Origin of the sequence: Streptomyces sp. NPDC127114, assembly GCF_042677525.1 — a bacterium.
GTDB lineage: Bacteria > Actinomycetota > Actinomycetes > Streptomycetales > Streptomycetaceae > Streptomyces.
Genome location: NZ_JBHXTJ010000001.1, coordinates 1 through 25,927, shown reverse-complemented (window position 1 = coordinate 25,927; position 25,927 = coordinate 1). Strand labels below are relative to the sequence as shown.

Genomic DNA, 25,927 nt, shown 5'->3' with positions numbered 1-25,927 from the left:
GAACAGCTGCCTCGACGTCCCCCTCGCTGCGGCTGCCGCACGCGCGACCTCTTCCCATGGTTCACCCGCGTGTGGTGAAACGCATGTCGAAGCGTTCGGACCGGCTCCGGCCGCTCGGCGGGGGTGCACCCCGCCGGTCGCAGCACGTGGATGTCAGCGGCGGGTGTGGACGAAGCCGATCTTGTCGATCTCGTCGCCCGAGCGGCCGAGGAAACCGGTGATCTGCCAGCCCGGGGGAGCCGTGTGCGTGACACAGTCGGGGGTCGGCGTGCCGCCGGCGAGGGTGCGGCCGAGGTTCGTGGTGAGCCTGGTGTGGAAGATCCGCGTGTGGCCGTCCTTCTGGCCCCGGCAGAGGTACGCGCCGGTGACGTACTCCTCGCTGCCGAGCGCGAGCGAGGCCGCGGTGCCTCCGGTGCCGCCGTGGGTGAGCGTGGTGCCGTTGTCGAGGGTGAGGCTCAGCCGGTCGACGCGGGAGCCGGCGCTCAGCGTGACGGTGGTGGCGCGGGCGCCGGCGGGGACGCGGTCGATGTCGTTGAAGTGGTCGCCGTGCGGTCCGCCGAACTGCTCGCTCAGCCGGAAGTCCGGGTTGCGCGACCAGGAGAAGCCGACGGTGACCGGGTCGTGGTCGGACAGCATGCGTCCGTCGCCGGTGAGGAACGCGGCGTGCTCGTTGTCGTAGGAGGTGGCGTGGAGCGAGACGAGTCTGCTCCCGCGGTAGAGGAGCTTGTCGACGACCTCGCAGGTGTTGGGCACGGTCGGCCGGGACTGGTCGCAGAGCAGGGGGTCGCTGCCTTTGGCGGGCGGGGTGCCGCCGCGGATGAGCTCGACCCAGGGGTCGGTGAGGCCGTTGGCGGCGGCGAACTCGGCGATGGTGTCACCGGTGCGGGTGTAGCGGGTGTTGGTGTCGCCCATGACGACGACCGCGTTGCCCGCCGAGTGGGTCGCGATGAAGGCGGTGAGCTGGTTGAGGTTGTCGGCCCGTGCCGCCAGGTCCCCGGCGCTCGTACCGGCGTTGGTGTGGAGGTTGTAGAAGTCCACGTACACGCCCTCGGCGAGGCGGTGACGGGCGAAGGTGAAGCCCTTGGGGGTCAGGCAGTCGCCGGAGTCGTACTGGCACGACCTCCAGCGCACCCGCTCGAAGTCGTCCTCGTCGTACGGCGTCGTCGACAGGGTGTTGAGTCCGCTGCCGATGCCCGCCCCGCCGCTCGTGGGCGTGCGGTACGGGTGGGCGGTGTCGGCGGCGTACAGGCGGGCGTGGTAGTTGAAGTCCTCCTGCACGTGGACGATGTCGTAGGGAGCGATCCGTCGGCCGATCTCCGTCGTGCCGGACTCACGCGGTGTCGGGGCGCTGGAGATGCTCTCGGGAAGGCCGGCCACGTTGTAGGTGAGCACGCTGAAGGTGCCCGAGTCGGCGATCGGCGTCGCCGTCGCCGACGGCGCCGTCGCGGCGAGCCCGGCCAGTGCGGCCGCCGTCGTCAGGCAGGCGAGGAATCTGCGCACAGGTGTCTCCTGGTGGCTGGGAGGTCGAAGGGGAGTGTGACACCGGACAGCTCGTGCGGATCCTGAGTGCTGCTGGTCCGGCCCGAGCCGCCGCCGGAGGTCCCGACCATGCCGCCGCCTCCGCGTCACATCCCCTGACGGGCGACGAACCGCCGTCGGCCACCGGCGGGGCCGACGGCGGAGCTCAGCGATGGAAGGTCAGCCGCGGTGCCGCGTTGCGGGCCAGGGTGTGGGCTTGGTCGGGCCACCAGGTGCCGGCGGGCGGATCGACGATGCCGTACTCGGGATCGATCGTGCCGCCCGTGTTGCGGGTGCAGCTGCCGTCGGACTCACCGGGGATCTTGACCCACAGGTAGGCGTCGACGAGCGGGACGCCGGTGTCGGCGGTCGGGCGCGGGCCGAGGCCGCGGCCGGGCGCGTTGCACCAGATCTCCGGGTCGCCGGTGTACTTGCCGGGCTCGGGGGTCCAGGCCCCCAGGCCGTTGCGGCTGGTGTCGATGACGAAGTGGTGCAGCGCGTCGTTCGGCGGGGTGCCCACGGCCTGGTCGAACCATGCGTCGGTCCAGCGCCAGGTGGCGGGGTCGGCGGAGTCGACCGCGTTGCCGGGGGTGCCGTCGTTGGGTGCGGCGGGCGAGTAGTACTGGGTGGCGCACCAGTCGGTGTGGCCGCGGGCGTACTCGGGCCCTTCGGTGGCGAACCACATGCACTTGGCGATCCAGGTGCCGTAGCGCGCGTTGTGATCGGTGGGATGGGTGTTGGACACGTTGAGGGAGAAGCCGTCGCCGTACCGCACACCGGCGTCGAGCAGTCGCCGTGCCATGTCGCCGACGGGCCGCCACAGGACGTTGCCCGCGTCGAGGTAGACCGCGGTGCGGGCCCGGGACTTGATGGTTCTGACGGCGTATTCGAGGTCGGCGACGCGGGTCGCCGTGAGTTCGCCCGTCGGGTCCACGTCCGGCCCGCAGTCGTTCGGGAGGAGCGCCAGGCCGTCGGGCTCCACCACGACGACGGCCTTGCTGTCGCCGATGCCGGCGGCGAAGGCGTCGATCCACCGCCGGTACGCGGCCGAGGACGCCGCGCCGCCGCTGGAGTACTGCGAGCAGTCGCGGCCCGGGACGTTGTAGGCGACCAGGACGGGGGTCCGGTTGACCGCCCGGGCCTCACGGACCAGGCGCTTCACCTTGCCCCTGACCTCGTCGGGCGTGCCCTCGGTGAACCACTCCGCCTGCGGCCAGCTCGCGAGCCTGGCCATGTTCACGGCGTTCGCGAGGTCGCCGTTCCTGAGGTCGGTGAGCGCCTGCCTGGCGGCCTTGCTGTGCGGATCCACGTAGAACTTCGTGGCCGGGGTGAGTGGGTCCCCGGCGGGTGCGGCCTGTGCCTGCCCCTGCGTCACGGTGAGGGCGGCGCAGGCCGCGAGCGCCGCGAGGGCGGCGGTCGCACGGCGCCGTAGGCTGCGTGGCTTCATGAGGGCTCCTGGTCGAAGGGGTGGGGGGTGAGGCGGGTCCGGTGACAGCCGTGGCCCGGTCGCGGGGTGGCGGACACCGGGCCACAGGGAATCCGCGGTCAGTAGCCGTAGATCATCTTGTAGGCGACCTCGGGGAGGAACTGGCCGGCGGTGGAACCGGTCCCGACGCCGCAGTTGCCGTCGGACTCGCCCGGGGCCTTGATCCACAGGAGCATCTCGGCGCCGCCTCCCAGCTGGGTGGGCGTGCCGATGCGGCGGCCGGCCGCGTTGCACCACTCTCCGTTGGAGCCGTTGCCGTTGCGGCTGGTGTCGACGACGAACGGCTTGGTGTACCCGTAGCGGGCGGCCAGTTCGCTGTTGACGGCATTGCCGTAGGCGGTGTTCTGGGCGGTGGTGTAGTAGTTCGAGATGTTGAGGGAGAAGCCGTGGGCCTGGCGCAGCCCGGCTCCGTGGAGGCGTTGGGCCATCGTCGCCGCGCTCACCCAGCCGGGGTTGCCGGCGTCGAGGTAGACCCAGGTGTTCGGGGCCTGGCGGCTGAACTCGGCGAGGGCGCCGCTGAGCATGCCCTGGCGTTCGCGGATCTGGGTCTGGTTCAGGCAGCCGTAGTCCGCGAGGGAGTCGGGTTCCAGGACGACGACGGCCGGGCGGTTGGCGATCCCGCCGGCGAACTGCGCGATCCAGGTCGCGTAGGCGGACGGCGACGAGGCTCCGCCTCCGGAGTGCCCGCCGCACGAGTCACGGAGGTAGATGTTGTACGCGACCAGGAGGGGCAGCTTGTCCGACTGGTCCGCCGCCCCGACGTATGCGCCGGTCGCGGTGCCGATGGTGCCGCTCCAGGCGCCGAACCAGCGGGCCATGGGGGTGTTGGCGAGGGATGTGTTGATCGCGGGCGTCCGGCCGTCACCGGGGTTGGCGGCGACCCACTGCTTCGCGCTGGAGTTCGGGTCCACGTAGAACCCGCTGGTCATGGTGGTCGGATCGGCCGCGTGGGCGGACGGCGCGACGGCGAGCGCCAACGGCAGCGCGAAGAAGGCTGCCGCGAGGGCGCGGAGTCGGCGGCGCATGACGGTACCTCGATTCCTGACGGGGGACGCGCCGCATGCTCTCGTCCCGAGCGGGCGGCGCACTGAGGAAGTGCGGTGGTACGGCACCCCTGGTCATGGAAGCGCTCCCACTGGAAGCGATCCCAGCCCGGACTGCGGTTGCCTCGGGGTGTGGGCCGTATCGTGTGACGCCCCGTTCGGCCTGTCAAGTAGGCCTGTTTAACCAACACTTCACATGGCGGCGAGGAGGCTTTACAGTCTGGGAACTGGAAGCGCTCCCAGTCTTCCGTGTGTTCCGGTCGCGACAGGAAGGGCGGATCATGGCCGAAGGTGTGCCACGCCGGCAGTCGACGCTCGACGAGGTGGCCGAACTGGCCGGTGTGTCACGGTCGGTGGCCTCGCGTGCGCTCAATAACGCCCCGCACGTCAGTCGCGCCAAGCGCGAGGCGGTCGAACGGGCCGTCCGCCAGCTCGGTTACGTACCCAATCCGACCGCCCGCGCGCTGGCGACCCGTCAGACCGGCGCGGCCGCCCTGGTCATCTCGGGGGAGGATCCGTCGATCTTCGCGGACCCTTTCTTCGCCCAGGTGATCGTGGGTGCCTCGGCCGCCCTGGAGGACGCCGATCTGCACCTCATGCTCTGCCTGGCCGCCTCGGACCGGGGTCGCAGGCGCGTGGAGCAGCTCCTGAGGTCCAAGGGCGCCGACGGCGTGATGCTGATGGCGCTGCGCGAGGACGATCCGCTGGCCCGCATGGCCGAGGAGGCGGAGCTGCCCGTCGTGTTCGGCGGCCGGCCGGTGGGGCTGGACCCCCGGTGGTACGTGGACGTCGACAACGTCGGCGGAGCGCGCGCGGCGACCGAGTACCTGATCACGGCCGGCCGGACCCGGGTGGCCACGATCTGTGGGCGCCTGGACACCGAGGTCGGGCGCGCCCGGTACCGCGGCTACCGGGACGCCATGCTGGCGGCGGGTCTCGAACCGCGTCCGCCGGAAGCCGGGGACTTCACCGAGCCCAGCGGGGCCGCCGCCATGGCCGCGCTCCTGGCGAACCACCCCGACCTGGACGGCGTGTTCGCCGCCAGCGACAACATGGGGGCCGGGGCCCTGCGCACGCTGCGGAAGGCCGGCCGTGCGGTCCCCTCCGACGTCGCCGTGATCGGCTTCGACGACCTGGCCGTGGCCCGGATCGCCGACCCGCCGCTGACCACGGTGCACCAACCCATAGAGGGTCTCGGCCGGGAGATGGCGCGCATGCTCGTCGCGCTCCTCAACGGACAGGACCCCACCCCGCTCATCCTCCCCACGCGCCTGGTCACCCGCGCCAGCGCCTGACGGGCCACCCTCGCCGCCCGTCCCCGCGGCGAGGTTCCGTCTCCCCGTTTTTGGGAGCGCTCCCAATCTCCCGCCTCTGGAAGCGCTCCCAGAGCTGAGATGTCGTTCCCCGCGCCGACCGCCGACCGCCGACGAGGCGAGGCCCTGCCCGGCGTACCACTCCAACCCCCTTGACGCATCGAGGAGATGCCATGCCCCGCTCGTCCGCACCACGCGCCCGTATCCGTTCCGCCGTCCTCGCTCCGGCGGCCGCGGCCGTGGCCCTCGCGCTCGCCCTCACCGGCTGTTCGTCCTCCGGAGACGGTTCCGTCTCCGCCGACGGCAAGATCACCCTCACCGTCGGCACCTTCGGGACCTTCGGCTACAAGGAGGCCGGCCTGTACGACGCGTACATGAAGCAGAACCCCGGGATCGTCATCAAGGAGAACCCGACGACCGTCGAGGGCAATTACTGGACCGCCTTGCAGACCCGGCTGTCCGGCGGCGGCCTCGACGACGTCCAGGCCCTCGAAGTCGGCCGCATATCCCTGGCCACCTCCGAGGACCTCGCCGACGCCTTCGCCGACCTGTCCGACGCCCCTGGCGTCGAGAAGAAGAACTACCTGCCCTGGAAGTGGGACCAGGCCACCACCGCCGACGGCCGGACGATCGGACTGGGCACCGACGTCGGCCCCATGGCCATCTGCTACCGCCAGGACCTGTTCAAGGCCGCGGGCCTGCCCTCCGACCCCGAGTCGGTCGGCAGGCTGTGGGCGGGCGACTGGGCGAAGTTCGTCGAGACGGGCAAGCGGTATCAGGCCAAGGCGCCCAAGGGGACCTTCTTCATGGACAGTGCCGGCGGCCTGTTCAACGCCGTCGTCTCCAGCAACCCCGTCCAGTACTACAAGGACGGCAAGCTCGCCTACAAGGACTCGGCCGGCGTGAAGACCGCCTGGGACCTGGCCGTCAAGGCCGTCCAGGGCAGGACCAGCCAGGGCCTGAAGATGTTCGACACCCCCTGGCAGACGGCGTTCTCCAAGTCCACCTTCGCCACCACCGTCTGCCCCTCCTGGCAGCAGGCCAACATCCAGCAGTTCTCGGGTCCCGGCAACAAGGGCAAGTGGAACGTCGCCCAGCCCCCGGCCGCCGGCAACTGGGGCGGCTCCTTCCTGGCCGTGCCCGCCTCCGGCAAGCACGTCGACGAAGCCAAGAAGCTCGTCGCCTGGCTCACCGCGCCCGAGCAGCAGGCGAAGGTCTTCCAGAAGGTCGGCAACATCCCCGCCAACCAGGCCGCCTACGACCTGCCCGGCGTCGTCGACTACAAGAACCCCTACATCGGGCCCGACGCCGCCACCGGCCGGATCTTCTCCGCCGCCGCGAAGGCCATCAAGCCCGCCGAGAACGGCCCGCGCGCGGGTGACCTGACCGGGGCCTTCGGCACCGGCGTCCTGCTCATGGAACAGAACGGCAAGAGCCCGGAAGAGGCCTGGAGCGCCACCGTCCGCCAGATCGACAGCACCATCCAGTAACGCTCCCCGCTTCCCCGACTCTCCCCGGCCGCCGCCGCAGGGGGCAGGGCGGCCGGTCACCGGGGAACCGGCCGCCCCCTCCCCGTACCGCCGACGCGACCGGCCGCGACCACCACCGAAGGAACCCGCCCGTGGCCTCCACGACCGCACCCAGCCGCAACGGCCCCGCAGGCCGGCAGGACACCCAGCCACCTCCGGCCCGCGCCTCCGGACCCTCGGCCTGGCGCAGCCGCCTCCACCGCTGGGACACCAAAGGCACGCCGTACGCCCTCGTCGCGCCCTTCTTCCTCGTCTTCGCCGCCTTCGGGCTCTTCCCGCTGCTCTACACGGGATGGCTCTCCTTCCACCGGGTGAGCCTCTACAACGTCGACCGCGCCGAATGGGTCGGCCTGCGCAACTACACGGACCTGTTCACCGGCCAGGTCAGCCACTACTTCTGGAACGCCCTCCTCAACACCTTCACCCTCGGCGTCCTGTCCACCGTCCCACAGCTGCTGATGGCGCTGGGCCTCGCCCACCTGCTCAACTACCGGCTGCGCGCCCGCGGATTCCTGCGCACGGCGCTCCTCGCCCCCTACGCGACCTCCGTCGCCGCCGCCACCCTCGTCTTCGCCCTGATCTTCAGCCCCGAGGGCGGCATGGCCAACTGGCTCCTCGGCCTGTTCGGCGCCGGGCCCGTGCACTGGGAGGCCGGTCGCTGGAGCTCGCAGTTCGCCATCTCCGTGATCGTCACCTGGCGCTGGACCGGCTACAACGCCCTGATCTACCTCGCGGCCATGCAGGCCGTGCCGCGCGAGCTGTACGAGGCCGCCGCGCTGGACGGCGCGAACCGCTGGCAGCAGTTCCTGCACGTCACGATCCCCGCCCTGCGCCCCACGATCCTCTTCACGGTGGTCGTCTCGACCATCGGCGCCACCCAACTCTTCGGCGAGCCCTACCTGTTCGGCGGCCAGAGCGGCCACCAGGGCGGCACCGACCACCAGTACGAGACGCTCGGCATCCTCATGTACGACCAGGGCTTCCACTCCAGCATGCTCGGGCGCGCCAGCGCGGTCGCCTGGATCATGTTCGGCCTGCTGCTGCTCATCGGGCTCGTCAACGCGCTGATCACCCGCCGCCTGCGCGCCTCCCAGTGACGTGGAGTACGACATGACCACCACCACCCCGTCCGCCCCCGGCCGCGCCCACCGGGCGCCCGTGCGAACCCCTGCCCGCGCCGGCAGGGCCGGCGGCCAGCACAAGGCCGGGCCGCTCGCGCGCGTCGTCCTCGGACTCGCGGCCCTGGCCTCGCTGTTCCCGCTGTACTGGACGCTGGTCGCGGCGTCCACCGACAGCCACGCGGTCGTCTCCAGCCCGCCGCCGATGCTGCCCGGCGGCAACCTGATCGAGAACCTCTCCTACGTGTGGCACAACGCCGGCGGGCGCGGCATGGGCGTGGCCCTGCTCAACTCCACGCTCGTGGCCGGGGCCGTCACCGTCAGCACGGTGACCTTCTCCGTCCTCGCGGGCTTCGCCTTCGCCAAGCTCCGATTCCGGGGGAAGAAGGTCATGCTCGGCCTGGTGCTGTCCACCCTCGCCGTGCCCGCGCAGCTCAGCGTCGTACCCCTGTTCATCCTGACCAGGAACCTGGGGCTGAGCAATCACCTCGGGGCGCTGATCCTGCCCGTACTGGTCACCGCCTTCGGCGTCTTCTTCATGCGTCAGTTCCTCTCGCAGGCACTGCCCACGGAACTCCTGGAGGCCGCCCGCGTCGACGGCGCCAACTCGCTGCGCGTCATCTGGCACGTCGTCTTCCCGATCGCCCGCCCGGCGATGGCGGTCCTGGGCATGCTGACCTTCGTCCAGTCCTGGAACGACTTCCTCTGGCCGATCATCGTCATGAACGGCTCCACCAACCCGACCGTCCAGGTCGCCCTCGCCGGACTGGGCACCGGCTGGTCGACCGACTGGTCCGTCATCACGGCCGGCGCCCTGATGGGCACCCTGCCCCTCCTCCTCGTCTTCGTCCTCTTCGGCCGTCACATCGTCGGCGGCATCACCCAGGGCGCCGTCAAGGGCTGACCTCCGCCCTCTCTCCTCTCGTCCCACACCCTCTGTCACAGGGAGGCTCCGCCATGTCCGCAACCCCCGCCACCGCCCCCGCTTCCGCGGCCGTCGACCGACTGCACTTCCCGCCCGGCTTCCTGTGGGGCGCGGCCACGGCCGCCTACCAGATCGAGGGAGCCGTCGCCGAGGACGGCCGCACCCCCTCGATCTGGGACACCTTCTCCCACACTCCCGGCAAGGTCGCGGGCGGCGACACCGGCGACATCGCCTGTGACCACTACCACCGCTACCGCACCGACGTCACCCTGATGTCCCACCTCGGGCTGCAGGCCTACCGCTTCTCGCTGGCGTGGCCCCGCATCCAGCCCGGAGGCCGGGGACCCGTCAACGCCAAGGGCCTCGACTTCTACAGCCGGCTCGTCGACGAACTCCTCGACGCCGGCGTCCAGCCCGTCGCCACCCTGTACCACTGGGACCTGCCCCAGGCGCTGGAAGACAGGGGAGGCTGGACCGAGCGCGAGGCCGCCGAGCGCTTCGGCGAGTACGCCGCCCTGGCCGCCGACGCCCTCGGCGACCGGATCGCGCTGTGGACCACCCTCAACGAACCCTGGTGCTCGGCCTTCCTCGGCTACGGCTCCGGCGTCCACGCGCCCGGCCGCACCGACCCCGCCCTCGCCCTGCGCGCCGCCCACCACCTCAATCTCGGCCACGGCCGCGCCACCGCCGCCCTGCGCGCGGCCCTTCCCGCCCACGCCCAGATCGCGGTCTCCCTCAACCTGCACCACGTCCGCCCGCTCACCACCGACGCGGCCGACCTCGACGCGGCCCGCCGCATCGACGCCGTCGCCAACCGCGTCTTCACCGGCCCGATGCTCTCCGGCGGATATCCGGCCGACCTCCTCGCCGACACCGCCCACGTCGTCGACTGGGACACCCTCGTCAGGCCCGGCGACGAGGCCGCCATCGGCGCCCCCATCGACCTCCTGGGCATCAACTACTACACCCCGGCCGTCGTCTCCGCGCCGACGCCCGGAGCCGCCGCGGCCAACCACGCCCACGGCGACAGCGACCACTCCCCGTGGCCCGGCTCCGAGCACGTCGACTTCCACCTCCCGCCCGGCGACACCACCGACATGGGCTGGACCATCGACCCCACCGGCCTCTACGACCTCCTCATGGCCACGTCCCGCGCCCACCCGGGCCTCCCGCTGGCCATCACCGAGAACGGCGCCGCCTTCCCCGACGTCCCGACGGCTGACGGCCGGATCCGGGACCACGACCGGATCGACTACCTCCACCAGCACCTCGCGGCCGTTCACCAGGCAATCGCCGACGGCGCCGACGTGCGCGGCTACTTCCTCTGGTCCCTGCTCGACAACTTCGAATGGGCCTACGGCTACGAGAAGCGCTTCGGCGCCGTCCACGTCGACTACACCACCCAGCTGCGCACCCCGAAGGCCAGCGCCCGCTGGTACTCCCGGGCGATCGCCACGAACGCGGTCCCGCCCCGCTAGGACCGGATGCTCCAGGTGGCGTGCAGCCGCCGGTGGTGGTCCACCCGGCGGACCGGTCCCGTCAGGATGACCCGCGCGGTCAGCCGCGGTTCCGTGCTGGAGGAACCGAACAGCAGCTCCAGTGCTCCCGGCTCCACCACGCGCGTTCCCTCCCGGCCCGTGAACGAGGCCAGGTCCGCGGGTACGGTCACGTGGATCCGCCTGCTCTCACCGGGGGCCAGGTCGACCCGTACGTATCCGACGAGTCTCCGCACGGGCTGCACCACGGAGGCCACCGGGTCGTGCAGGTACAGCTGGACGACTTCGGTACCGGTGCGGTCGCCGGTGTTCGCCACGGTGAGGGCCAGCCGCAGCTCGCCGTCCGTGGCGGTCTCGGAGGTCTCGACGTCCAGGTCGCTCCAGGCGAAGGTGGTGTAGGTGAGTCCGTGTCCGAAGCCGAAGGCCGGCGTCGGGTCGATGCTGGAGACCTCGCTGCGGTGGCCCAGCCGGGAGGCCAGATAGGTGGACGGCTGGGCGCCGGGGTGGCGGGGCACGCTCACGGGCAGCCGGCCGCTCGGGTCGGTCCGCCCGCTGAGGACGGCGGCGATGGCGGCCGTGCCGGCCTCGCCGGGGAAGAAGGTCTGGACGACGGCGGCGGACTCGTCGGCCGCCCGCCCGAGCGCGTACGGCCGGCCCGCCAGCAGCGTGGTCACGACCGGGGTCCCCGTGTCGAGGAGCGCGTCGAGCAGCTGCTGCTGCGCCCCGGGCAGGACGAGGGACTCCGCGTCGCAGCCCTCGCCGCTGGTGCCCCGCCCGAAGAGCCCCGCGCGGTCGCCGAGGGCCGCCACGACGACGTCCGCGCCGCGGGCGAGTTCGAGAGCCACCGCGAAGCCCTCGGTGGTGTCGTCGTCGACGCCCGTGCCGGGGGCCACCACGATCTCGGCGCCGGGGAACTCGGCGGCGAGAGCCTCGCGGAGGGTGGGCAGCTCGATGCCGAGGGGCGTGCCGGGATGCCGGCTGCCCACGTGGACGGGGAAGGAGTAGCAGCCGAGGACGGCGGTGGGCGCCTCGGCGTGGGGGCCGATCAGGGCGATCCGGCGCGGGACGCGCGGGTCGAGCGGCAGGATGCCGTCGTTGCGGAGCAGGACGACGGCCCGTTCGGCGATGCGGCCGGCCAGCTCGCGGTTGGCGGCCGGATCCAGGCCGACCGTGCCGCGGAGGCGGTCCGGGTCGGCCGTGGAGTCGGCGCCGCGCAGCGCCGGAGGGACCGGGCTCCAGTCGGGGTCGAGCAGCCCGAGCCGCACCTTCTGCAGCAGGACCCGCCGGACCGCCCGGTCCACCAGCTCTTCGGACACGTGACCCCGCCGGACCGCGTCGAGGAGCGGCGCGCCGAAGGTCTTGACGGTGGGCAGTTCCACGTCGACACCGGCGGCGAGGGCCGCCCCGGCCGCCTCGCCGAACGTGCCGGCCACGCCGTGCAGGGTCTTCAGGAACGCGATGCCGAAGTAGTCGGCCACGACGGTGCCGGTGAAGCCCCAGGTGTCCCGGAGCAGCCCGGTGAGCAGGCCGTTGTCGGCGGCCGAGGGAAGGCCGTCGGTGTCGGTGTAGGCGTGCATCACCGAGCGGACGCCGCTCTCGCGGACCGCCATCTCGAAGGGCGGCAGGATCACGTCGGCCAGCTCCCTCGCGCCCACGCCGACGGGGGCGAGATTGCGCCCGGCCCGGGAGGCGGAGTAGCCGGCGAAGTGCTTGAGCGTGGCGACGACCCCGGAGGACTCGAGGCCCTGGACGTACGCGGTGGCGATGGTCCCGACGAGGTACGGGTCCTCGCCGATGGTCTCCTCGACGCGCCCCCAGCGGGCGTCACGGACGACGTCGAGGACGGGCGCGAGGCCCTGGTGGACGCCGACCGCGCGCAGGTCCCGGCCGATGGCGGCGGCCATCTCCCGTACGAGCGCGGGGTCGAAGGTGGCGCCCCACGAGAGGGGCACGGGATAGGCGGTGGCGCCCCAGGCCGCGAAGCCCGCGAGGCACTCCTCGTGGGCGACGGCCGGGATGCCGAAGCGGTTCGCGGCCGTGATCCGCTCCTGCGTCCGCATCAGGGAGAGGGCGCCGAGGGCGGGGTCGACGGGGGCGCTGCCGAAGGGCCGGGTGAGCTGGCCGAGACCGGCGGGCAGCAGGTCGTCGAGGTCGACCGGCTCCTCCATGTCGTGCTGGTACGGGGCGACCTCGGCGCCCTCGTCGGAGGCCCCGACCCACACGCCGTACAGCTGGGCGGTCTTCTCCTCCAGGGTCATCTCGCGCATCAGCGCGTCGACGCGGACCTCCGCGCTCAGCGAGGGGTCGCGCCAGGCGCGGTACGGGGCTCGGGGCTGGGTGACCACGGTGTCGGTCATTTTCCTCCGACTCCCGTCGGGCCCTGGACAGGGCGACGGGCGAAAGACGGGCGGACGGGACGGGGAGCGTGGAGAGGATGACGGCCCGCCACGACGAGCGGGCCGGTCTCGAGGGTCGCCGCCGCCGCGACGGGCGCGGCGGCGACGACCGGTGAGGTGTTCGGCGCGGCGTGAGGGAAGCCGCAGGGTGTCAGGTGCGGGTCCAGCGCTGGTTGCTGCCGTTCGAGCAGGAGTAGAGCTGGATCAGGGTGCCGTTGGCGGTGCCGGCGGCGACGGCGTCGAGGCAGAGGCCGGACTGGACGCCGACGACGGATCCGTCGGAGTTGAGGCGCCACTTCTGGTTGTCGCCGCCCCAGCAGCTGTAGATCTGCACCTTGGCGCCGTTGCCGGTGCCGGCGGCGTCCAGGCACTTGCTGCCGTAGACCCTGAGCTCGCCGGCGGCGGTGTAGGTCCACTGCTGGTTGGTGCCGCTGTGGCAGTCCCACAGCTGGACCTGGGTGCCGTCGGTGGTGCCGGCGCCGGGCACGTCCAGGCAGCGGCCCGAAGCGACGCCCTTGATCTGTCCGGAACCGGGCGAAGGGGTCGGAGTGGGCGTGGGGGAGGCGCCGTTGAGCGCGTTGAGGACGGAGGAGTAGGCGGGCTTCTTGCTGCCGTCGCCGTTGAACAGCAGCGGCGTCTGCTCCGCCCGCCAGGAGTCGGTGTCGCGCACGCCCCAGACGGTGATGCCGAGGCAGCGCGGGACGGCCAGACAGTCGTTGGTCACGTTGGCGTAGGTCGTGGCCGAGGCGCCCTGGATGTCGAGCTCGGTGACGGCCACGTCGACGCCGAGGGCGGCGAAGTTCTGCAGCGTGGTGCGGAAGTTGCTGTTGTACGGGCTGTCGTTGTTGAAGTGCGACTGGAAGCCGACGCAGTCGATGGGCACGCCGCGCTGCTTGAAGTCCCGGACCATGGCGTACATGGCCTGGGTCTTGGCCCAGGTCCAGTTCTCGACGTTGTAGTCGTTGTAGCAGAGCTTGGCGGCCGGGTCGGCGGCGCGTGCGGTGCGGAACGCGACCTCGATCCAGTCGTTGCCGGTGCGCTGCAGGTTGGAGTCGCGCCGCGCTCCCGAACTGCCGTCGGCGAACGCTTCGTTCACCACGTCCCACTGGGCGATCTTGCCCTTGTAGTGGGCCATCACGCCGTTGATGTGGTTGACCATGGCCTGGCGCAGCGTGCTGCCGCTGAGGTTCTGCATCCAGCCGGGCTGCTGGGAGTGCCAGGCCAGCGTGTGCCCGCGTACCTGCTTGCCGTTCTGCACCGCCCAGTTGTAGACGCGGTCTCCGGCGGTGAAGTCGAACCGGCCCTGCTGGGGTTCGGTGGCGTCGATCTTCATCTCGTTCTCGGGGGTCACCGAGTTGAACTCGCGGCTCGCGATCGTCGTGTACGCCGAGTCGCCCAGCCTGCCCGAGGCGATGGCGGTGCCGAAGTAGCGCCCGGTCTGGGCCGCCGCGCTGCCGAGCGTGCTCTCGGCGGCGTGGGAGGCGGGCGGCGCCACCAGGGCGGCGGTCGAACCGAGGACGCCGACGATCAGCGCCGCACACAGCCCGCCGATCTTCCGGCGGACTGTGGAGGGGGGAACGGCAGGTGAGCGCATGACTGAACCTCCAGGACGGACATCACGGAAGGAGTTGAGCGCGGCGGAGTGGGATCCGCGTCGGCGACGTCCCGCATGGGGAACGTCCGCAGGGGCGATCCCCGTTCAAGGGCGAGTGGCACGTTTCAAGGCCGGCACCCGGAGCTCGGATGGAGGGGCGCCGCCGACTCGGGACTCAGTGTGGAAACCTCGGAGAAACAAGTCAAGACTTTCGAAATCTTTCGATGGGCCGCGACCCGAGTTCTTTGCTCAGGGAGCCTCAGAAGTGCCGGGCTCAGGGCACGATCGCCATCGCAAGACGCCGAAAGGCACCGAAAGTCTTTCGGTGAGCCTCGTCCCCACCGGTGGTGAGACTCCTGTGCGGCCCCCGCCCGCCGGTGCTCCTAGCTGCGGGGCGGGGCCGTGGACAGCCGGACCTTGAGCTCGGTCGACAGCTCCATTCGTGGTGTGACCAGAGGCTGGTCCTCCATGACCTGGAACAGGGTGCGGGCCGCGACCCGGCCCATCTCCTCCAGCGGCTGACGCACCGTCGTCAGCGGCGGCGACAGCCACTCGCACATCGGCAGGTCGTCGAAGCCGACCACGCTGAGGTCCTGAGGGATGCTCAGCCCGAGCTGCCGGGCGGCTTCGTAGACGCCCATCGCCTGCTGGTCGCTGCCCGCGAAGACGGCGGTCGGCGGCTCGGGGAGGGCGAGCAGCTCCTGCGCGCACCGGAACCCGCCCTCGTGCTGGAAGTCGCCGAACCGGATCAGGTCGCGGTCGATCTCGATCCCGGCCCGTTCCAGGGCGGTCCGGTACCCGTCGATGCGGGCCTGGCTGCAGAGCATCTCCTTGCGTCCGCCGATCGTGGCGATGCGGCGGTGCCCGAGCTCCAGCAGGTGCTCGGTGGCGGCGAGGCCGCCCGCCCAGTTGGTCGCGCCGACGCTGGGCACGCCGTTGCCGGGCAGGTCGATGGGGTCGATGACGACCAGGGCCACCCCGGCCCGTTCGACCTGCTCGCGCTGGGCCTTCGTGACGGAGGCGGTCACGAGGATGACCCCGTCGCTGTGGTGCAGGACCGGCAGTGCGGCCCAGCTGGACGGCGTGGCCTCGCCCGGCGGGACGAGCGACACGACGGTGCCGACGCTCCGCAGGGCGCACTCGGCCTCGACGCCACGCAGGATCTCCACCGCCCACGCGCTGTCCAGACCGCCGATGATCAGGTCGACGAGGCCCGATCTGCGGGCCCTGCCCTGCCGGCCGGGCGGGAGGTAGTGGTGGGAGCGCAACAGGCCCTCGATCCGTTTGCGCGTCGAGGGTGCGACATCGGAGCGGCCGTTGATCACCTTGGAGACGGTGGCCTGGGAGACCCCTGCCTCGGCGGCGATGAGGGCCAGGGTCGGACGCTGCTCGCTCAACTTCCCTCCTCTGCTCCCCTGTGCGCGAAGGCCTCGGCCGGCGACAGGTATCGCAAACTTTCGAAGAGTCTCCGGGCGGCCCGACCTGCGTGTCAAGCCCGTCAACAGCCGCGTATTTTCAGGTAAATCGGCGACAACTCTTGACCCGGCGGCCCCACGTTCCTAGCTTATGGCGGCACAGAATTCGAGAGTATTTCGAAATGTTTTCGGGCGCATGACCGGCATCCCCACCCCGGAGGTCCCATGACCAGCACCCTCCCGAGCCGACGGAACTTCCTGGCACTCTCGGGCCTGACCGCACTGTCCGTCTCCATGGCCGCGGCCTGCGGATCCGGTGGATCCGGCGCCGGGCGGACGGCCGACGGCAAGGTCGCCCTGGAGTGGTGGAACATCGCCACGACGGAACCGGGCAAGTCCCTCTTCCCGCAGATCTCCTCGGCGTTCACGTCCGCTCACCCGAACATCAGGATCGACACCACCTCGTTGGAGAACGAGGCGTTCAAGTCCAAGCTGACCGCCACCACTTCCTCCGGCAAACTCCCCGACATCTTCCAGACCTGGGGTGGCGGCGTGCTCCAGCAGCAGGTCGACGCCGGGCTGGTCGAGGACCTCACCGACGCGCTGGACTGGTCGTCCGACCTCACCCCGGTCTCGCTGCAGGCCTACCAGTTCGGCGGCCGGACCTACGCGGTGCCCTACGACATCGGCATGGTCGGCTTCTGGTACAACAAGAAGCTCTTCGCCAGGGCCGGGATCACCGCGCCGCCGGCCACCTGGGCCGAGTTCCTCGAAGACGTCCGCAAGCTCAAGGCGGCGGGCATCACCCCGATCGCCCTCGCGGGCAAGGAGAAATGGCCGGGCCACTACTACTGGGCCTACCTCGCGATGCGCGTCGCCGGTCTGCCCGCCCTGCAACAGGCCGCCTCCACCAAGGACTTCACCGGAGCCGGCTTCGTCCGGGCAGGCACCCACCTCAAGGAGCTGGTCGACCTCCAGCCGTTCCAGACGGCCTTCCTCGGCGCCGGCTACGCCACCCCCGGCGGCCAGGCGGCGACCATGGGCAACGGCAAGGCCGCCATGGAGCTGATGGGGCAGTGGGGGCCGTCGGTGCAGAAGGACGCGGGCGCCGACCTCGGAGCGGACCTGGGCTTCTTCCCGTTCCCGACGGTCGACGGCGGCGTCGGCCGGGTCACCGAGGTGTTCGGCGGTGGCGGCGGCTTCGCCCTGCGCAAGGGCGCTCCGAAGGAGGCGCTGGACTTCCTGAAGTTCTTCGTTCTGGAGAACGAGTCCAAGCTGCTGGCCTCCAACGGCTACCTGCCGGTGGTCAAGGGCGCGGAGAGCGGGCTCACCGACGCCAACAAGAAGGTGGTGGCCGAAAGCCTCTCCAAGGCGACGGGCTTCCAGCTGTTCCTCGACCAGGCCTACCCGCCGGCGGTCGGCCAGGAGGTCAACGACAGCGTCGCCGACCTCATCGCGGGCAAGAAGACACCCGAGCAGGTCACCACGTCGATCACCGAGGCTGCGAAGGGTGCCTAGCTCCGTGTCCACCCTCACCAAGGACCCGTCCGAGGGCCCGGCCGGGGGCCCGGCCGAGGACCCGATCGAGGAGCGGACGGAGGACGCCGCACCGGTGCGTCCGCCCGTCCGGTCCCGGACGCTCCTGGCGAGATGGGGACGCTGGGCGTCGGTCGCCTGGTTCCTCGTCCCGGCCCTCGTCCTCTTCCTCGTCTTCGTCCTCGCCCCGATAGTCGTCGCCGTCTACACCGGCTTCTTCAAGTGGGGCGGGGTCGGCCCCATGGACGACTTCGTCGGTCTCGCGAACTACACCCGGCTCTTCGACGACCAGGTCTTCCTCGGAGATCTGGGACGGGGGCTGTACCTGATCGTCCTGTCGATCACGGTGCAGCTGCCGTTCGCGCTGTTCACCGCGATCCTGCTCAACCAGCGGCTGCGCGGCCGGGCCGTCTACCGGATGCTGTTCTTCGCGCCGTACATCCTGTCCGAGGTGGTCACGGCGGTCCTCTTCGCGATGGTCTTCCTGCCCGGCGACGGCATGGCCGACCACCTCGCCGGCGCCCTGGGCCTGGAGGGGCTGCAGGGCAGGTGGCTCGCCGACCCCACGACGGTCATGCCGACCCTGTTCGTCGTCATGATCTGGAAGTACTTCGGCTTCCACATGATGCTCTTCCTCGCCGGCCTGCAGGGCATCCCGGCCGAGGTCCTCGAGGCCGCGTCCCTCGACGGTGCCGGCGCCTGGCAGCGCTTCCGGCACGTGACGCTGCCGCTGCTCGGCCCGACGATCCGGATCAGTGTCTTCCTGTCGATCATCGGGTCCATCCAGCTCTTCGACCTCGTCTGGGTCATGACCGCGGGCGGGCCCAACCACTCCTCCGAGACGATGGCGATCTCGATGTTCCAGTTCGGGTTCAAGCGGTACCAGGTCGGCTACGCCAGCGCGATCAGCGTGGTGCTGTTCATGATCAGCCTGGTCTTCTCCCTCTTCTACCAGCGCTACGTGCTCCGCCGTGACCTGAGCGGCGCCGTCACCCCGGGCGGTGGCCGATGAACGCCCGAAGGACCGCACGGGGAATCTCGCTGCACGCCGTGATCTGGCTGATCGGCGCGTTCGTCGTCGTCCCGCTGATCTACGCGGTGATCTCCGGGTTCAAGAGCACCGGCGAGCTGACGAGCAACCCGTTCGGGCTGCCGGAGCGGTGGAGGGCCGCCAACTACACGGGCATCCTCGGCGACGCCATGTTCTGGCGGCAGATCGCCAACAGCGCCGGCATCGCGGTCGGTACGGCGCTCTGCACGGTGGCGGCCTCCGCGATGGCGGCGTTCGTGCTGGCCCGGTACGCCTTCCGGGGCAGGGAGTTGTTCTACACGCTGTTCACGATCGGGCTGATGTTCCCGTTCGCGGTGGCCGTCCTGCCGCTGTTCCTCATGCTGCGCACCTTCGGCCTGCTCGACAACCCGCTCGGGGTGATCCTCCCGCAGGCGGCCTTCGGGCTCCCCATGACGATCATCATCCTGCGCGGCTTCTTCCGCACCATCCCGGCGGAGATCGAGGAGGCGGCCGTCATGGACGGCTGCGGCAAGTTCCGCTTCTTCTGGCAGATCCTGCTGCCGATGGCGCGCCCGGCGCTCGGCACCGTCTCGGTGCTGGCGATCGTCGCCAGCTGGAACAACTTCTTCCTGCCGCTGCTGGTGTTCAACGACCCGAAATGGCAGACGATCCCGGTCGGCGTCCAGCAGTTCCAGGGCCAGTACTCGACCGACTACGCACTCGTCCTGGCCTACATCGTGCTCGCCATGGTCCCCGCCCTCGCCTTCTACGCCGTCGCCGAACGGCAGCTGATCGGCGGCCTCACCGCGGGCGCCACCAAGGGCTGACCCGTTCCGCGCCACCTCCACCCCCCGAGGAGACGTTGTGAAACGACTGACCGCACTGATACTCGCGCTGACATCCGCGTTACCGTCACAGGCCGCGGCCGACCTCGCCCGACCCGCCGCCGACCCCGCCCGCCCCGCCGGCACCGCCCTCTCCGCCGTCGCGCCCGGGTGGTCCGTCATCGACTTCCGCGCCGCACTCCAGCCCATCGACGGATTCGGCTTCTCGATGGCCTTCCAGCGGGCCGACCTGCTGCACGGCGCGCGCGGCCTCGGCCCGGCCAAGCGGCGCGAGGTGCTCGACCTGCTGTTCAGCAAGGACAAGGGCGCGGGACTGTCGATCCTGCGCCTGGGCATCGGGTCGTCGACCGACCGGGTCTACGACCACATGCCGACGATCCTGCCGACCGATCCCGGCGGGCCGGACGCGACGCCGACGTACGTGTGGGACGGCTGGGACGGCGGCCAGGTGTGGCTCGCCAAGGAGGCCAAGGCGTACGGCGTCCAACGGTTCTTCGCCGACGCCTGGAGCGCCCCGGCCTTCATGAAGACCAACGGCAGCGAGAACGACGGCGGCGAGCTCCGCCCCGAATGGCGGCAGGCCTACGCGAACTACCTCGTCCAGTACGCGAAGTTCTACCAGCGCGAAGGCATCGGGATCACCGACCTCGGATTCACCAACGAACCCGACTGGACGGCGACCTACGCCTCGATGCGGTTCACCCCACAGCAGGCCGTCGACCTCCTCAAGGTGCTCGGGCCCACCGTCCGCGCGTCCGGTCTGAAGACGCAGCTGGTCTGCTGCGACGCCGCCGGCTGGGACCGGCAGGTCGCCTACACCGAGGCCATCGAGGCGGACCCCGCGGCCGACAAGGCCGTGCGGACCATCAGCGGCCACCGCTACAGCGGTCCGACGTCGGTGCCGCAGCCCACCGACAAGCACGTCTGGATGTCGGAATGGTCGCCGGACGGCACCACCTGGAACGAGAACTGGGACGACGGCAGCGGCTACGACGGCCTCACCGTCGCGGCCGACATCCAGAACACCCTGACCGCCGGCAACGCCAACGCCTACGTCTACTGGACCGGCGCGTCCCTCGGCACGACCCGGGGGCTCATCCAGCTCGCCAACCCCGGCGACGACTACCGCGTGTCCAAGCGGTACTGGGCACTGGCCGCCTTCAGCCGGTTCATCCGCCCCGGCGCCGTACGCGTGCCGGTCACGAACGCCGACCCGGCCCTCCAGGTCACGGCCTTCCGCAACGGCGACGGCAGCCGCGTCATCGAGATCCTCAACACCGCGGCCACCGAGCGCTCCGCCGCCTTCTCCCTCCGCGGCGGCCACGACCGGCACCCCCAGGGCTACGTCACCGACGAGACCCGCTCGATCACCCCGGCCGACATCGTCTCCACGCACGGCACGACCCTCACGGCGAAGCTCGCCCCCCGCGCGCTGACCACCATCGTCCTCGACTGAACCGTCCTGCACCCGAGGAGTCCGCCATGTTCATGCCCCGGAGTCTCATCGCCCTGTCCGCCGCCGCATGCCTCGCGGCCGGCCTCGCCGCCGCGCCCGCCACCGCCGAGTCCCGTCCCAGGACGCTCGGCGAACTGGCCAGGACACACCACAAGTACTTCGGCTCCGCCACCGACAACCCGGAGTTCACCGACGCCCCCTACCTGAAGCTCCTCGGCAGCGAGTTCGGACAGACCACCCCCGGCAACGCCATGAAGTGGTACGCCACCGAACCCGAGCGCGGCGTCTTCGACTTCACCGCAGCCGACGAGGTCGTGGCCTTCGCCAGGGCCCACCACCAGAAGGTCCGCGGCCACACCCTCATCTGGCACAACCAGCTCCCCGCCTGGCTCACCGAGCGCAGCTGGACCGCCGACGAACTGCGCGCCGTCCTCAAGAACCACATCCAGACCGTCGTCCGGCACTTCAAGGGCCGGGTGATCCACTGGGACGTCGTGAACGAGGCCTTCAACGAGGACGGCACCTATCGCGAGACGCTCTTCTACAAGACGCTCGGCCCCGGCTACATCGCCGACGCCCTGCGCTGGGCCCACGAGACCGACCCGCACGCCAAGCTGTACCTCAACGACTACAACGTCGACGGGATCAATCCCAAGAGCGACGCCTACCACACCCTGATCAAGCAGCTGAAGGCCGACGGCGTCCCGGTGGAGGGCTTCGGCCTCCAGGGTCATCTGGCGCTCCAGTACGGCTTCCCCGCCGACGTCCGGCAGAACATGCAGCGCTTCGCCGACCTCGGCGTCGACGTCGCCGTCACCGAGCTCGACATCCGGATGAACCTCCCGGCGACCCCGGACAAGCTCGCCACCCAGGCCACCTGGTACGCCGACTACGTCAAGGCCTGCCTGGCGGTGACGCGATGCGTCGGCGTCACCATCTGGGACTACACGGACAAGTACTCGTGGATCCCCTCCGTCTTCCCCGGCGAGGGCGCCGCGCTGCCCTACGACGAGAACCTGCGGCCCAAGCCCGCCTACCACGCCATCAGGGAGGTGCTGGGCGGATGATCAGGACCGCGATCGTCGGAACGGGCGGGATCGCCGGCATCTGCCACGTCCCCGCCCTCCGGGCCCAGGCACACCGGGCCGAGATCGTGGCAGCCGTCGACGTGGACGCCGCGCGCGCCGAGGCCTTCGCGGCCGAACACGGCATCCCCGCCGTCCACACCGACCTGCGCACGATGCTGAAGGAGCAGAACCCGGACGTCGTGCACCTGTGCACGCCGCCGTACCTGCACGCCGAACAGGCCGTGGCCTGCCTGGAGGCCGGGGCGTGGGTGTGGTGCGAGAAGCCCGTGGCCCTGTCGCTGGCCGAGCTCGACCGCATCCACGACGCCGAGGGCCCCGCCGCCGCGGGCGCCGTGTTCCAGCACCGGTACGGCTCCGGAGCCCGCCACCTGCGCGAAAGGATCGCGGCCGGGACGCTGGGACGACCGCTGGTCGCGCAGTGCGTCACGGCCTGGTACCGCGACGACGCCTACTACGAGGTGCCCTGGCGCGGCACCTGGCGGAGCGAGGGCGGCGGCCCGACGCTGGGCCACGGCATCCACCAGATGGATCTGATGCTCGACGTGCTCGGCCCCTGGGCCGAGGTGCGCGCGATGGCCGGCCGCCTCGCACGCGACATCCAGACCGAGGACGTGTCCGCTGCACTGGTCCGGTTCGAGAACGGAGCCATCGCGACGGTCGTCAACAGCGTCCTGTCCCCACGCGAGGAGAGCTACCTGCGCTTCGACCTCACCGACGCCACCGTCGAACTGCGGCACCTGTACGGCTACTCCAACGCGGACTGGACGTTCACCGCCAGGTCGCCCCGCGCGACGTGGGAGCCGGCGGACGACCTGCCCAGCTCGCACACCGCCCAGCTCGCCGCCTTCCTGGACGGCTACGAGGCGGGGACCCGGCCCGACCTCGGCAGGACCACCATGGAGCTGGTCACCGCCCTGTACAAGGCCGCGATCACCGGCCTGCCGGTCAGGCGCGGGGAGATCGACGCGGCCGACCCGTTCTACGGCTCGCTCCACGGGGGACGCCCGGAGGTGTTCCGATGACGTTCGAACTCCTGGAGAACGAGGACGCGTTGACCGTCCGCGCCCGCGGCACCGACCTCTTCCGCTACGTGCACCGGCCGGTCATGGACCCCTTCGAGGCGCCGAAGCCGTACCTGCATCCGGTGCGCACGCTCGCCGGCGACGTGGTCACCGGGTACCGGCCGCACGACCACCGCTGGCACAAGGGCGTCCAGATGACGGCGTCGTGGGTGTCGGGGCAGAACTTCTGGGGCGGCGGCACCTACCTGCGCGGGCAGGGCTATGTCGACCTGCCGAACCTCGGCACCATGCGCAGCCTCACCCTGTTCGCCTGGACGGGCCACGGCCGCGCCGTGATCACCGAGGACCTGGCCTGGCACACCATGGCGGGGGAGCACTGGATCGACGAGCGCCGCACGCTCACCGCACGTGACGTCGAGGCCGACTCCTGGACCCTGGAGATCAGAACCGCACTCACGAACGTCCACGACACCGCCCTGGTCTTCGGCAGCCCCGGCACGCAGGGCAGAGAGCTCGCCGGATACACCGGCCTGTTCTGGCGCGGCCCGCGCGCCTTCACGGGCGGTCATGTGATCGGCCCCGGAATGGGCGAGAAGGGCGACTGGCTGGCCTTCGTCGGCAGCCACGACGAGGTCGACCGCTCCTCCACGCTCCTGTTCCTGGACGACCCGGACGCCCCCTGCCACTGGTTCGTCCGCAGTGAACCCATCCCCGCCGTCAACCCGTCCCTGGCGTTCGACGAGGAACTGCCGCTGGCCCCCGGCGACACCCTGTCGCGTCGCTACCGGATCGTCGTGGCCGACGGAGCGTGGACGCCCGCACGCCTGTCCCGGCACGTCGCGGAACACCCGTGGTGACCCGGCTCCCCGGCGGCGTGGGCATCTCCGGCCTGACCGTCTACGACTGGGAGGCCGCCGACGGGCTGTGCGGAGGCACGCCCCACATGCACCTCGTCTGCTCCGAGGCGTACGTCGTCGTCAGCGGCACGGGCAGCGTCCAGACCCTCACCACCACCGGCTTCGCCGACACCCCGCTGCACCCCGGCGACGTCGTCTGGTTCACCCCCGGCACGATCCACCGCCTCGTCAACGCCGGCGGCCTGCGCCTCCTGGTCCTCATGCAGAACAGCGGTCTCCCCGAGGCCGGCGACGCGGTCTTCACCTTCCCCGCTCCCGTGCTGGCCGATCCCCACGCCTACCAGGCGGCCGCCGCCCTGACCGGCGACCACGCCACCGCGGCGCGCCGCCGCCGCGACCTGGCGCTCGAAGGATTCCTGGCCTTGCGCGAAGGCGGGCTCGCGGAGTTCCACGCCGCGGCCCAGCGGCTGAAGAGCGGGCTCCTGGACGACTGGCGGACCCGCTGGCGTGACGGCGCCCTGGCCGCCGCCCTCGAGACCGGCCGTCAACTGGAACGGCTGAAGGCCGGAGACCTCTCCTACCTCGGCCACGGCGAAGTGTCACGAAGGGAATGCCCGGAGCACCCGCTCTTCGGCATGTGCGGCCGGCTGCACACCTATCCCGTCCCCGACTCTCCGACGCGGCCGCCCCGCGGCCCCTCGGGTTCACCCCACCCTCACACCTCGAAGGAGCACGCCTGATGCGGTTGCATCATCGCTCACCGATCCCATGGAAACGCCCGCTCGCCGTCCTCGCCCCGCTGCTGCTCCTGGCCACCTTCTTCGGTGCGCAGCCGGCCGCCGCGGCGACCGTCGACACCAACGCCTGGTACGTGCTGGTCAACCGCAACAGCGGCAAGGCCCTGGACGTCTACAACCTGGCGACCGGCGACGGCGCCCGCATCACCCAGTGGACCAGGAACGACCAGAACCAGCAGCAATGGCAGTTCGTCGACTCCGGCGGCGGCTACTTCCGGATCAAGTCCCGCCACTCCGGCAAGGTGCTCGACGTCCGCGACGCGTCCACCGCCAACGGCGGCCCGATCGTCCAGTGGTCGGACCTGAACGCCACCAACCAGCAGTGGCGGCTGGCCGACAGCTCGGACGGCCACGTGAGGCTCATCGCGCGCCACAGCGGCAAGGCCCTCGAAGTGCAGGGCGCCTCCACCGCCGACGGCGCGAACATCGTCCAGTACGACGACTGGGGCGGCGCCAACCAGCAGTGGCAGCTCGTCAAGGTGGGCGCCGGCACCCCCGGCACGTGCGCCCTGCCCTCGACGTACCGCTGGTCGTCGACGGGCGCGCTGGCGCAGCCCAAGGCGGGATGGGCCTCGCTCAAGGACTTCACCGTCGCTCCCCACAACGGCAGGCAGCTCGTCTACGCGACGACGCACGGCGCCGCGGGCACCGGAGCGGGCTGGGGTTCGATGAACTTCACCCCGTTCACCAACTGGTCGGAGATGGCCTCGGCCGGCCAGAACACAATGTCGACCTCCACGGTCGCGCCCTCGCTCTTCTACTTCGCGCCGAAGAACACCTGGGTGCTCGCCTACCAGTGGGGCAGGACCGCCTTCTCCTACCGGACGTCGAGCGATCCCACGAACCCGAACGGCTGGTCGGCGGAGCAGGAACTGTTCTCCGGCACGATCTCCGGATCCGGAACGGGGCCCATCGACCAGACGCTCATCGCCGACGGCACGAACATGTACCTGTTCTTCGCCGGCGACAACGGCAAGATCTACCGGGCCGGTATGCCGATCGGGAACTTCCCGGGCAGCTTCGGCGCGACCTCGACCGTCGTCATGAGCGACACGACGAACAACCTGTTCGAGGCCCCGCAGGTCTACAAGCTCCAGGGCCAGGACCGCTACCTCATGATCGTCGAGGCGATCGGCTCGCAGGGCCGGTACTTCCGCTCGTTCACGGCCACCAGCCTGAACGGCTCGTGGACGCCCCAGGCCGCGACCGAGACCAACCCGTTCGCCGGCAAGGCCAACAGCGGCGCCACCTGGACCAACGACATCAGCCACGGCGAACTCCTCCGCACCAGCGCCGACCAGACCATGACCGTCGATCCCTGCAACCTCCGCTTCCTCTACCAGGGACGCGATCCCAACTCCGGCGGCGACTACGGCCTGTGGCCCTACCGGCCGGGTCTGCTGACGCTGCAGCGCTGAGAACGCAAGGACCGGCTCCGGTACGGAGCCGGCGTGGCGGGCCCGCCCAAGACAGCCGGGCCC

Annotated in this window: 20 protein-coding genes; 14 read left to right on the top strand and 6 right to left on the bottom strand. The window is 71.0% G+C overall.

The annotated features are described in order from the left end of the window. Nucleotides 1-153: 153 nt before the first annotated feature. From ACFVGS_RS00100 to ACFVGS_RS00090, 3 genes are all read right to left on the bottom strand, one after another. The gene (locus ACFVGS_RS00100; RefSeq protein WP_385688774.1) at nt 154-1,500 is read right to left on the bottom strand and encodes a jacalin-like lectin; all 1,347 of its coding nucleotides are present in this window, start codon (nt 1,498-1,500) and stop codon (nt 154-156) included. A gap of 184 nt (nt 1,501-1,684) precedes the next feature. Then, entirely contained in the window at nt 1,685-2,965 is a 1,281-nt protein-coding gene (locus ACFVGS_RS00095) for a glycoside hydrolase family 6 protein (protein ID WP_385688771.1), read from the bottom strand. 98 nt (nt 2,966-3,063) lie between these two features. Continuing rightward, nucleotides 3,064-4,029: a glycoside hydrolase family 6 protein gene (locus ACFVGS_RS00090; protein WP_385688768.1), complete on the bottom strand. Its 966-nt coding sequence runs from the start codon at nt 4,027-4,029 to the stop codon at nt 3,064-3,066. 299 nt (nt 4,030-4,328) lie between these two features. Here ACFVGS_RS00090 and ACFVGS_RS00085 point away from each other — a divergent pair, with 299 nt between their 5' ends. The 5 genes from ACFVGS_RS00085 (at nt 4,329) to ACFVGS_RS00065 (ending at nt 10,410) form a co-directional block, all read left to right on the top strand. Further along, nucleotides 4,329-5,342: a LacI family DNA-binding transcriptional regulator gene (locus ACFVGS_RS00085; protein ID WP_385688765.1), complete on the top strand. Its 1,014-nt coding sequence runs from the start codon at nt 4,329-4,331 to the stop codon at nt 5,340-5,342. A gap of 191 nt (nt 5,343-5,533) precedes the next feature. After that, on the top strand, nt 5,534-6,850 hold the full coding sequence (locus tag ACFVGS_RS00080; RefSeq protein ID WP_385688763.1) for an extracellular solute-binding protein: 1,317 nt from the start codon (nt 5,534-5,536) through the stop codon (nt 6,848-6,850). Between the two features lie 131 nt (nt 6,851-6,981). Beyond that, complete coding sequence (locus tag ACFVGS_RS00075; protein WP_385688760.1) at nt 6,982-7,986, top strand: carbohydrate ABC transporter permease; 1,005 nt, start codon at nt 6,982-6,984, stop codon at nt 7,984-7,986. 13 nt (nt 7,987-7,999) lie between these two features. Further along, nucleotides 8,000-8,911, top strand: coding sequence for a carbohydrate ABC transporter permease (locus tag ACFVGS_RS00070; RefSeq protein WP_385688757.1), 912 nt, complete (start codon nt 8,000-8,002; stop codon nt 8,909-8,911). 53 nt (nt 8,912-8,964) lie between these two features. Further along, a complete protein-coding gene (locus tag ACFVGS_RS00065) occupies nt 8,965-10,410 on the top strand; it encodes a GH1 family beta-glucosidase (RefSeq protein ID WP_385688754.1) in 1,446 nt (481 codons plus the stop codon). Here the strand turns inward: ACFVGS_RS00065 and ACFVGS_RS00060 are convergent. From ACFVGS_RS00060 to ACFVGS_RS00050, 3 genes are all read right to left on the bottom strand, one after another. Further along, nucleotides 10,407-12,785 carry a beta-glucosidase gene (locus tag ACFVGS_RS00060; protein WP_385688751.1) on the bottom strand — a complete coding sequence of 793 codons (2,379 nt, stop codon included), beginning with the start codon at nt 12,783-12,785 and terminating at the stop codon, nt 10,407-10,409. The genes ACFVGS_RS00065 and ACFVGS_RS00060 overlap by 4 nt on opposite strands. A gap of 190 nt (nt 12,786-12,975) precedes the next feature. After that, the gene (locus ACFVGS_RS00055; RefSeq protein WP_385688749.1) at nt 12,976-14,418 is read right to left on the bottom strand and encodes an endo-1,4-beta-xylanase; all 1,443 of its coding nucleotides are present in this window, start codon (nt 14,416-14,418) and stop codon (nt 12,976-12,978) included. 383 nt (nt 14,419-14,801) lie between these two features. Next, a complete protein-coding gene (locus tag ACFVGS_RS00050; protein ID WP_384406996.1) occupies nt 14,802-15,815 on the bottom strand; it encodes a LacI family DNA-binding transcriptional regulator in 1,014 nt (337 codons plus the stop codon). A 243-nt stretch (nt 15,816-16,058) separates the two neighbouring features. Here ACFVGS_RS00050 and ACFVGS_RS00045 point away from each other — a divergent pair, with 243 nt between their 5' ends. Genes ACFVGS_RS00045 through ACFVGS_RS00005 form a run of 9 tightly spaced genes read left to right on the top strand, consistent with a single transcriptional unit; the run spans nt 16,059 to nt 25,864 of the window. Then, nucleotides 16,059-17,351: an extracellular solute-binding protein gene (locus tag ACFVGS_RS00045; RefSeq protein WP_384406994.1), complete on the top strand. Its 1,293-nt coding sequence runs from the start codon at nt 16,059-16,061 to the stop codon at nt 17,349-17,351. A gap of 4 nt (nt 17,352-17,355) precedes the next feature. Continuing rightward, nucleotides 17,356-18,381, top strand: coding sequence for a carbohydrate ABC transporter permease (locus ACFVGS_RS00040; protein WP_384406992.1), 1,026 nt, complete (start codon nt 17,356-17,358; stop codon nt 18,379-18,381). Then, on the top strand, nt 18,378-19,208 hold the full coding sequence (locus tag ACFVGS_RS00035) for a carbohydrate ABC transporter permease (RefSeq protein ID WP_384406990.1): 831 nt from the start codon (nt 18,378-18,380) through the stop codon (nt 19,206-19,208). Before ACFVGS_RS00040 ends, ACFVGS_RS00035 begins: the two co-directional genes overlap by 4 nt. A 37-nt stretch (nt 19,209-19,245) precedes the next feature. Beyond that, a complete protein-coding gene (locus tag ACFVGS_RS00030; protein ID WP_385688745.1) occupies nt 19,246-20,682 on the top strand; it encodes a glycoside hydrolase in 1,437 nt (478 codons plus the stop codon). 26 nt (nt 20,683-20,708) lie between these two features. Further along, complete coding sequence (locus ACFVGS_RS00025) at nt 20,709-21,749, top strand: endo-1,4-beta-xylanase (RefSeq protein WP_385688742.1); 1,041 nt, start codon at nt 20,709-20,711, stop codon at nt 21,747-21,749. Beyond that, nucleotides 21,746-22,792 carry a Gfo/Idh/MocA family protein gene (locus tag ACFVGS_RS00020; protein ID WP_385688740.1) on the top strand — a complete coding sequence of 349 codons (1,047 nt, stop codon included), beginning with the start codon at nt 21,746-21,748 and terminating at the stop codon, nt 22,790-22,792. The genes ACFVGS_RS00025 and ACFVGS_RS00020 overlap by 4 nt, the downstream gene beginning before the upstream one ends. Further along, complete coding sequence (locus ACFVGS_RS00015; RefSeq protein ID WP_385688737.1) at nt 22,789-23,649, top strand: PmoA family protein; 861 nt, start codon at nt 22,789-22,791, stop codon at nt 23,647-23,649. Before ACFVGS_RS00020 ends, ACFVGS_RS00015 begins: the two co-directional genes overlap by 4 nt. Next, nucleotides 23,646-24,389, top strand: a complete 744-nt coding sequence (locus tag ACFVGS_RS00010; protein ID WP_385689476.1) for a cupin domain-containing protein — start codon at nt 23,646-23,648, stop codon at nt 24,387-24,389. The genes ACFVGS_RS00015 and ACFVGS_RS00010 overlap by 4 nt, the downstream gene beginning before the upstream one ends. Continuing rightward, nucleotides 24,389-25,864, top strand: coding sequence for a non-reducing end alpha-L-arabinofuranosidase family hydrolase (locus ACFVGS_RS00005; protein WP_385688735.1), 1,476 nt, complete (start codon nt 24,389-24,391; stop codon nt 25,862-25,864). The genes ACFVGS_RS00010 and ACFVGS_RS00005 overlap by 1 nt, the downstream gene beginning before the upstream one ends. Nucleotides 25,865-25,927 lie beyond the last annotated feature (63 nt).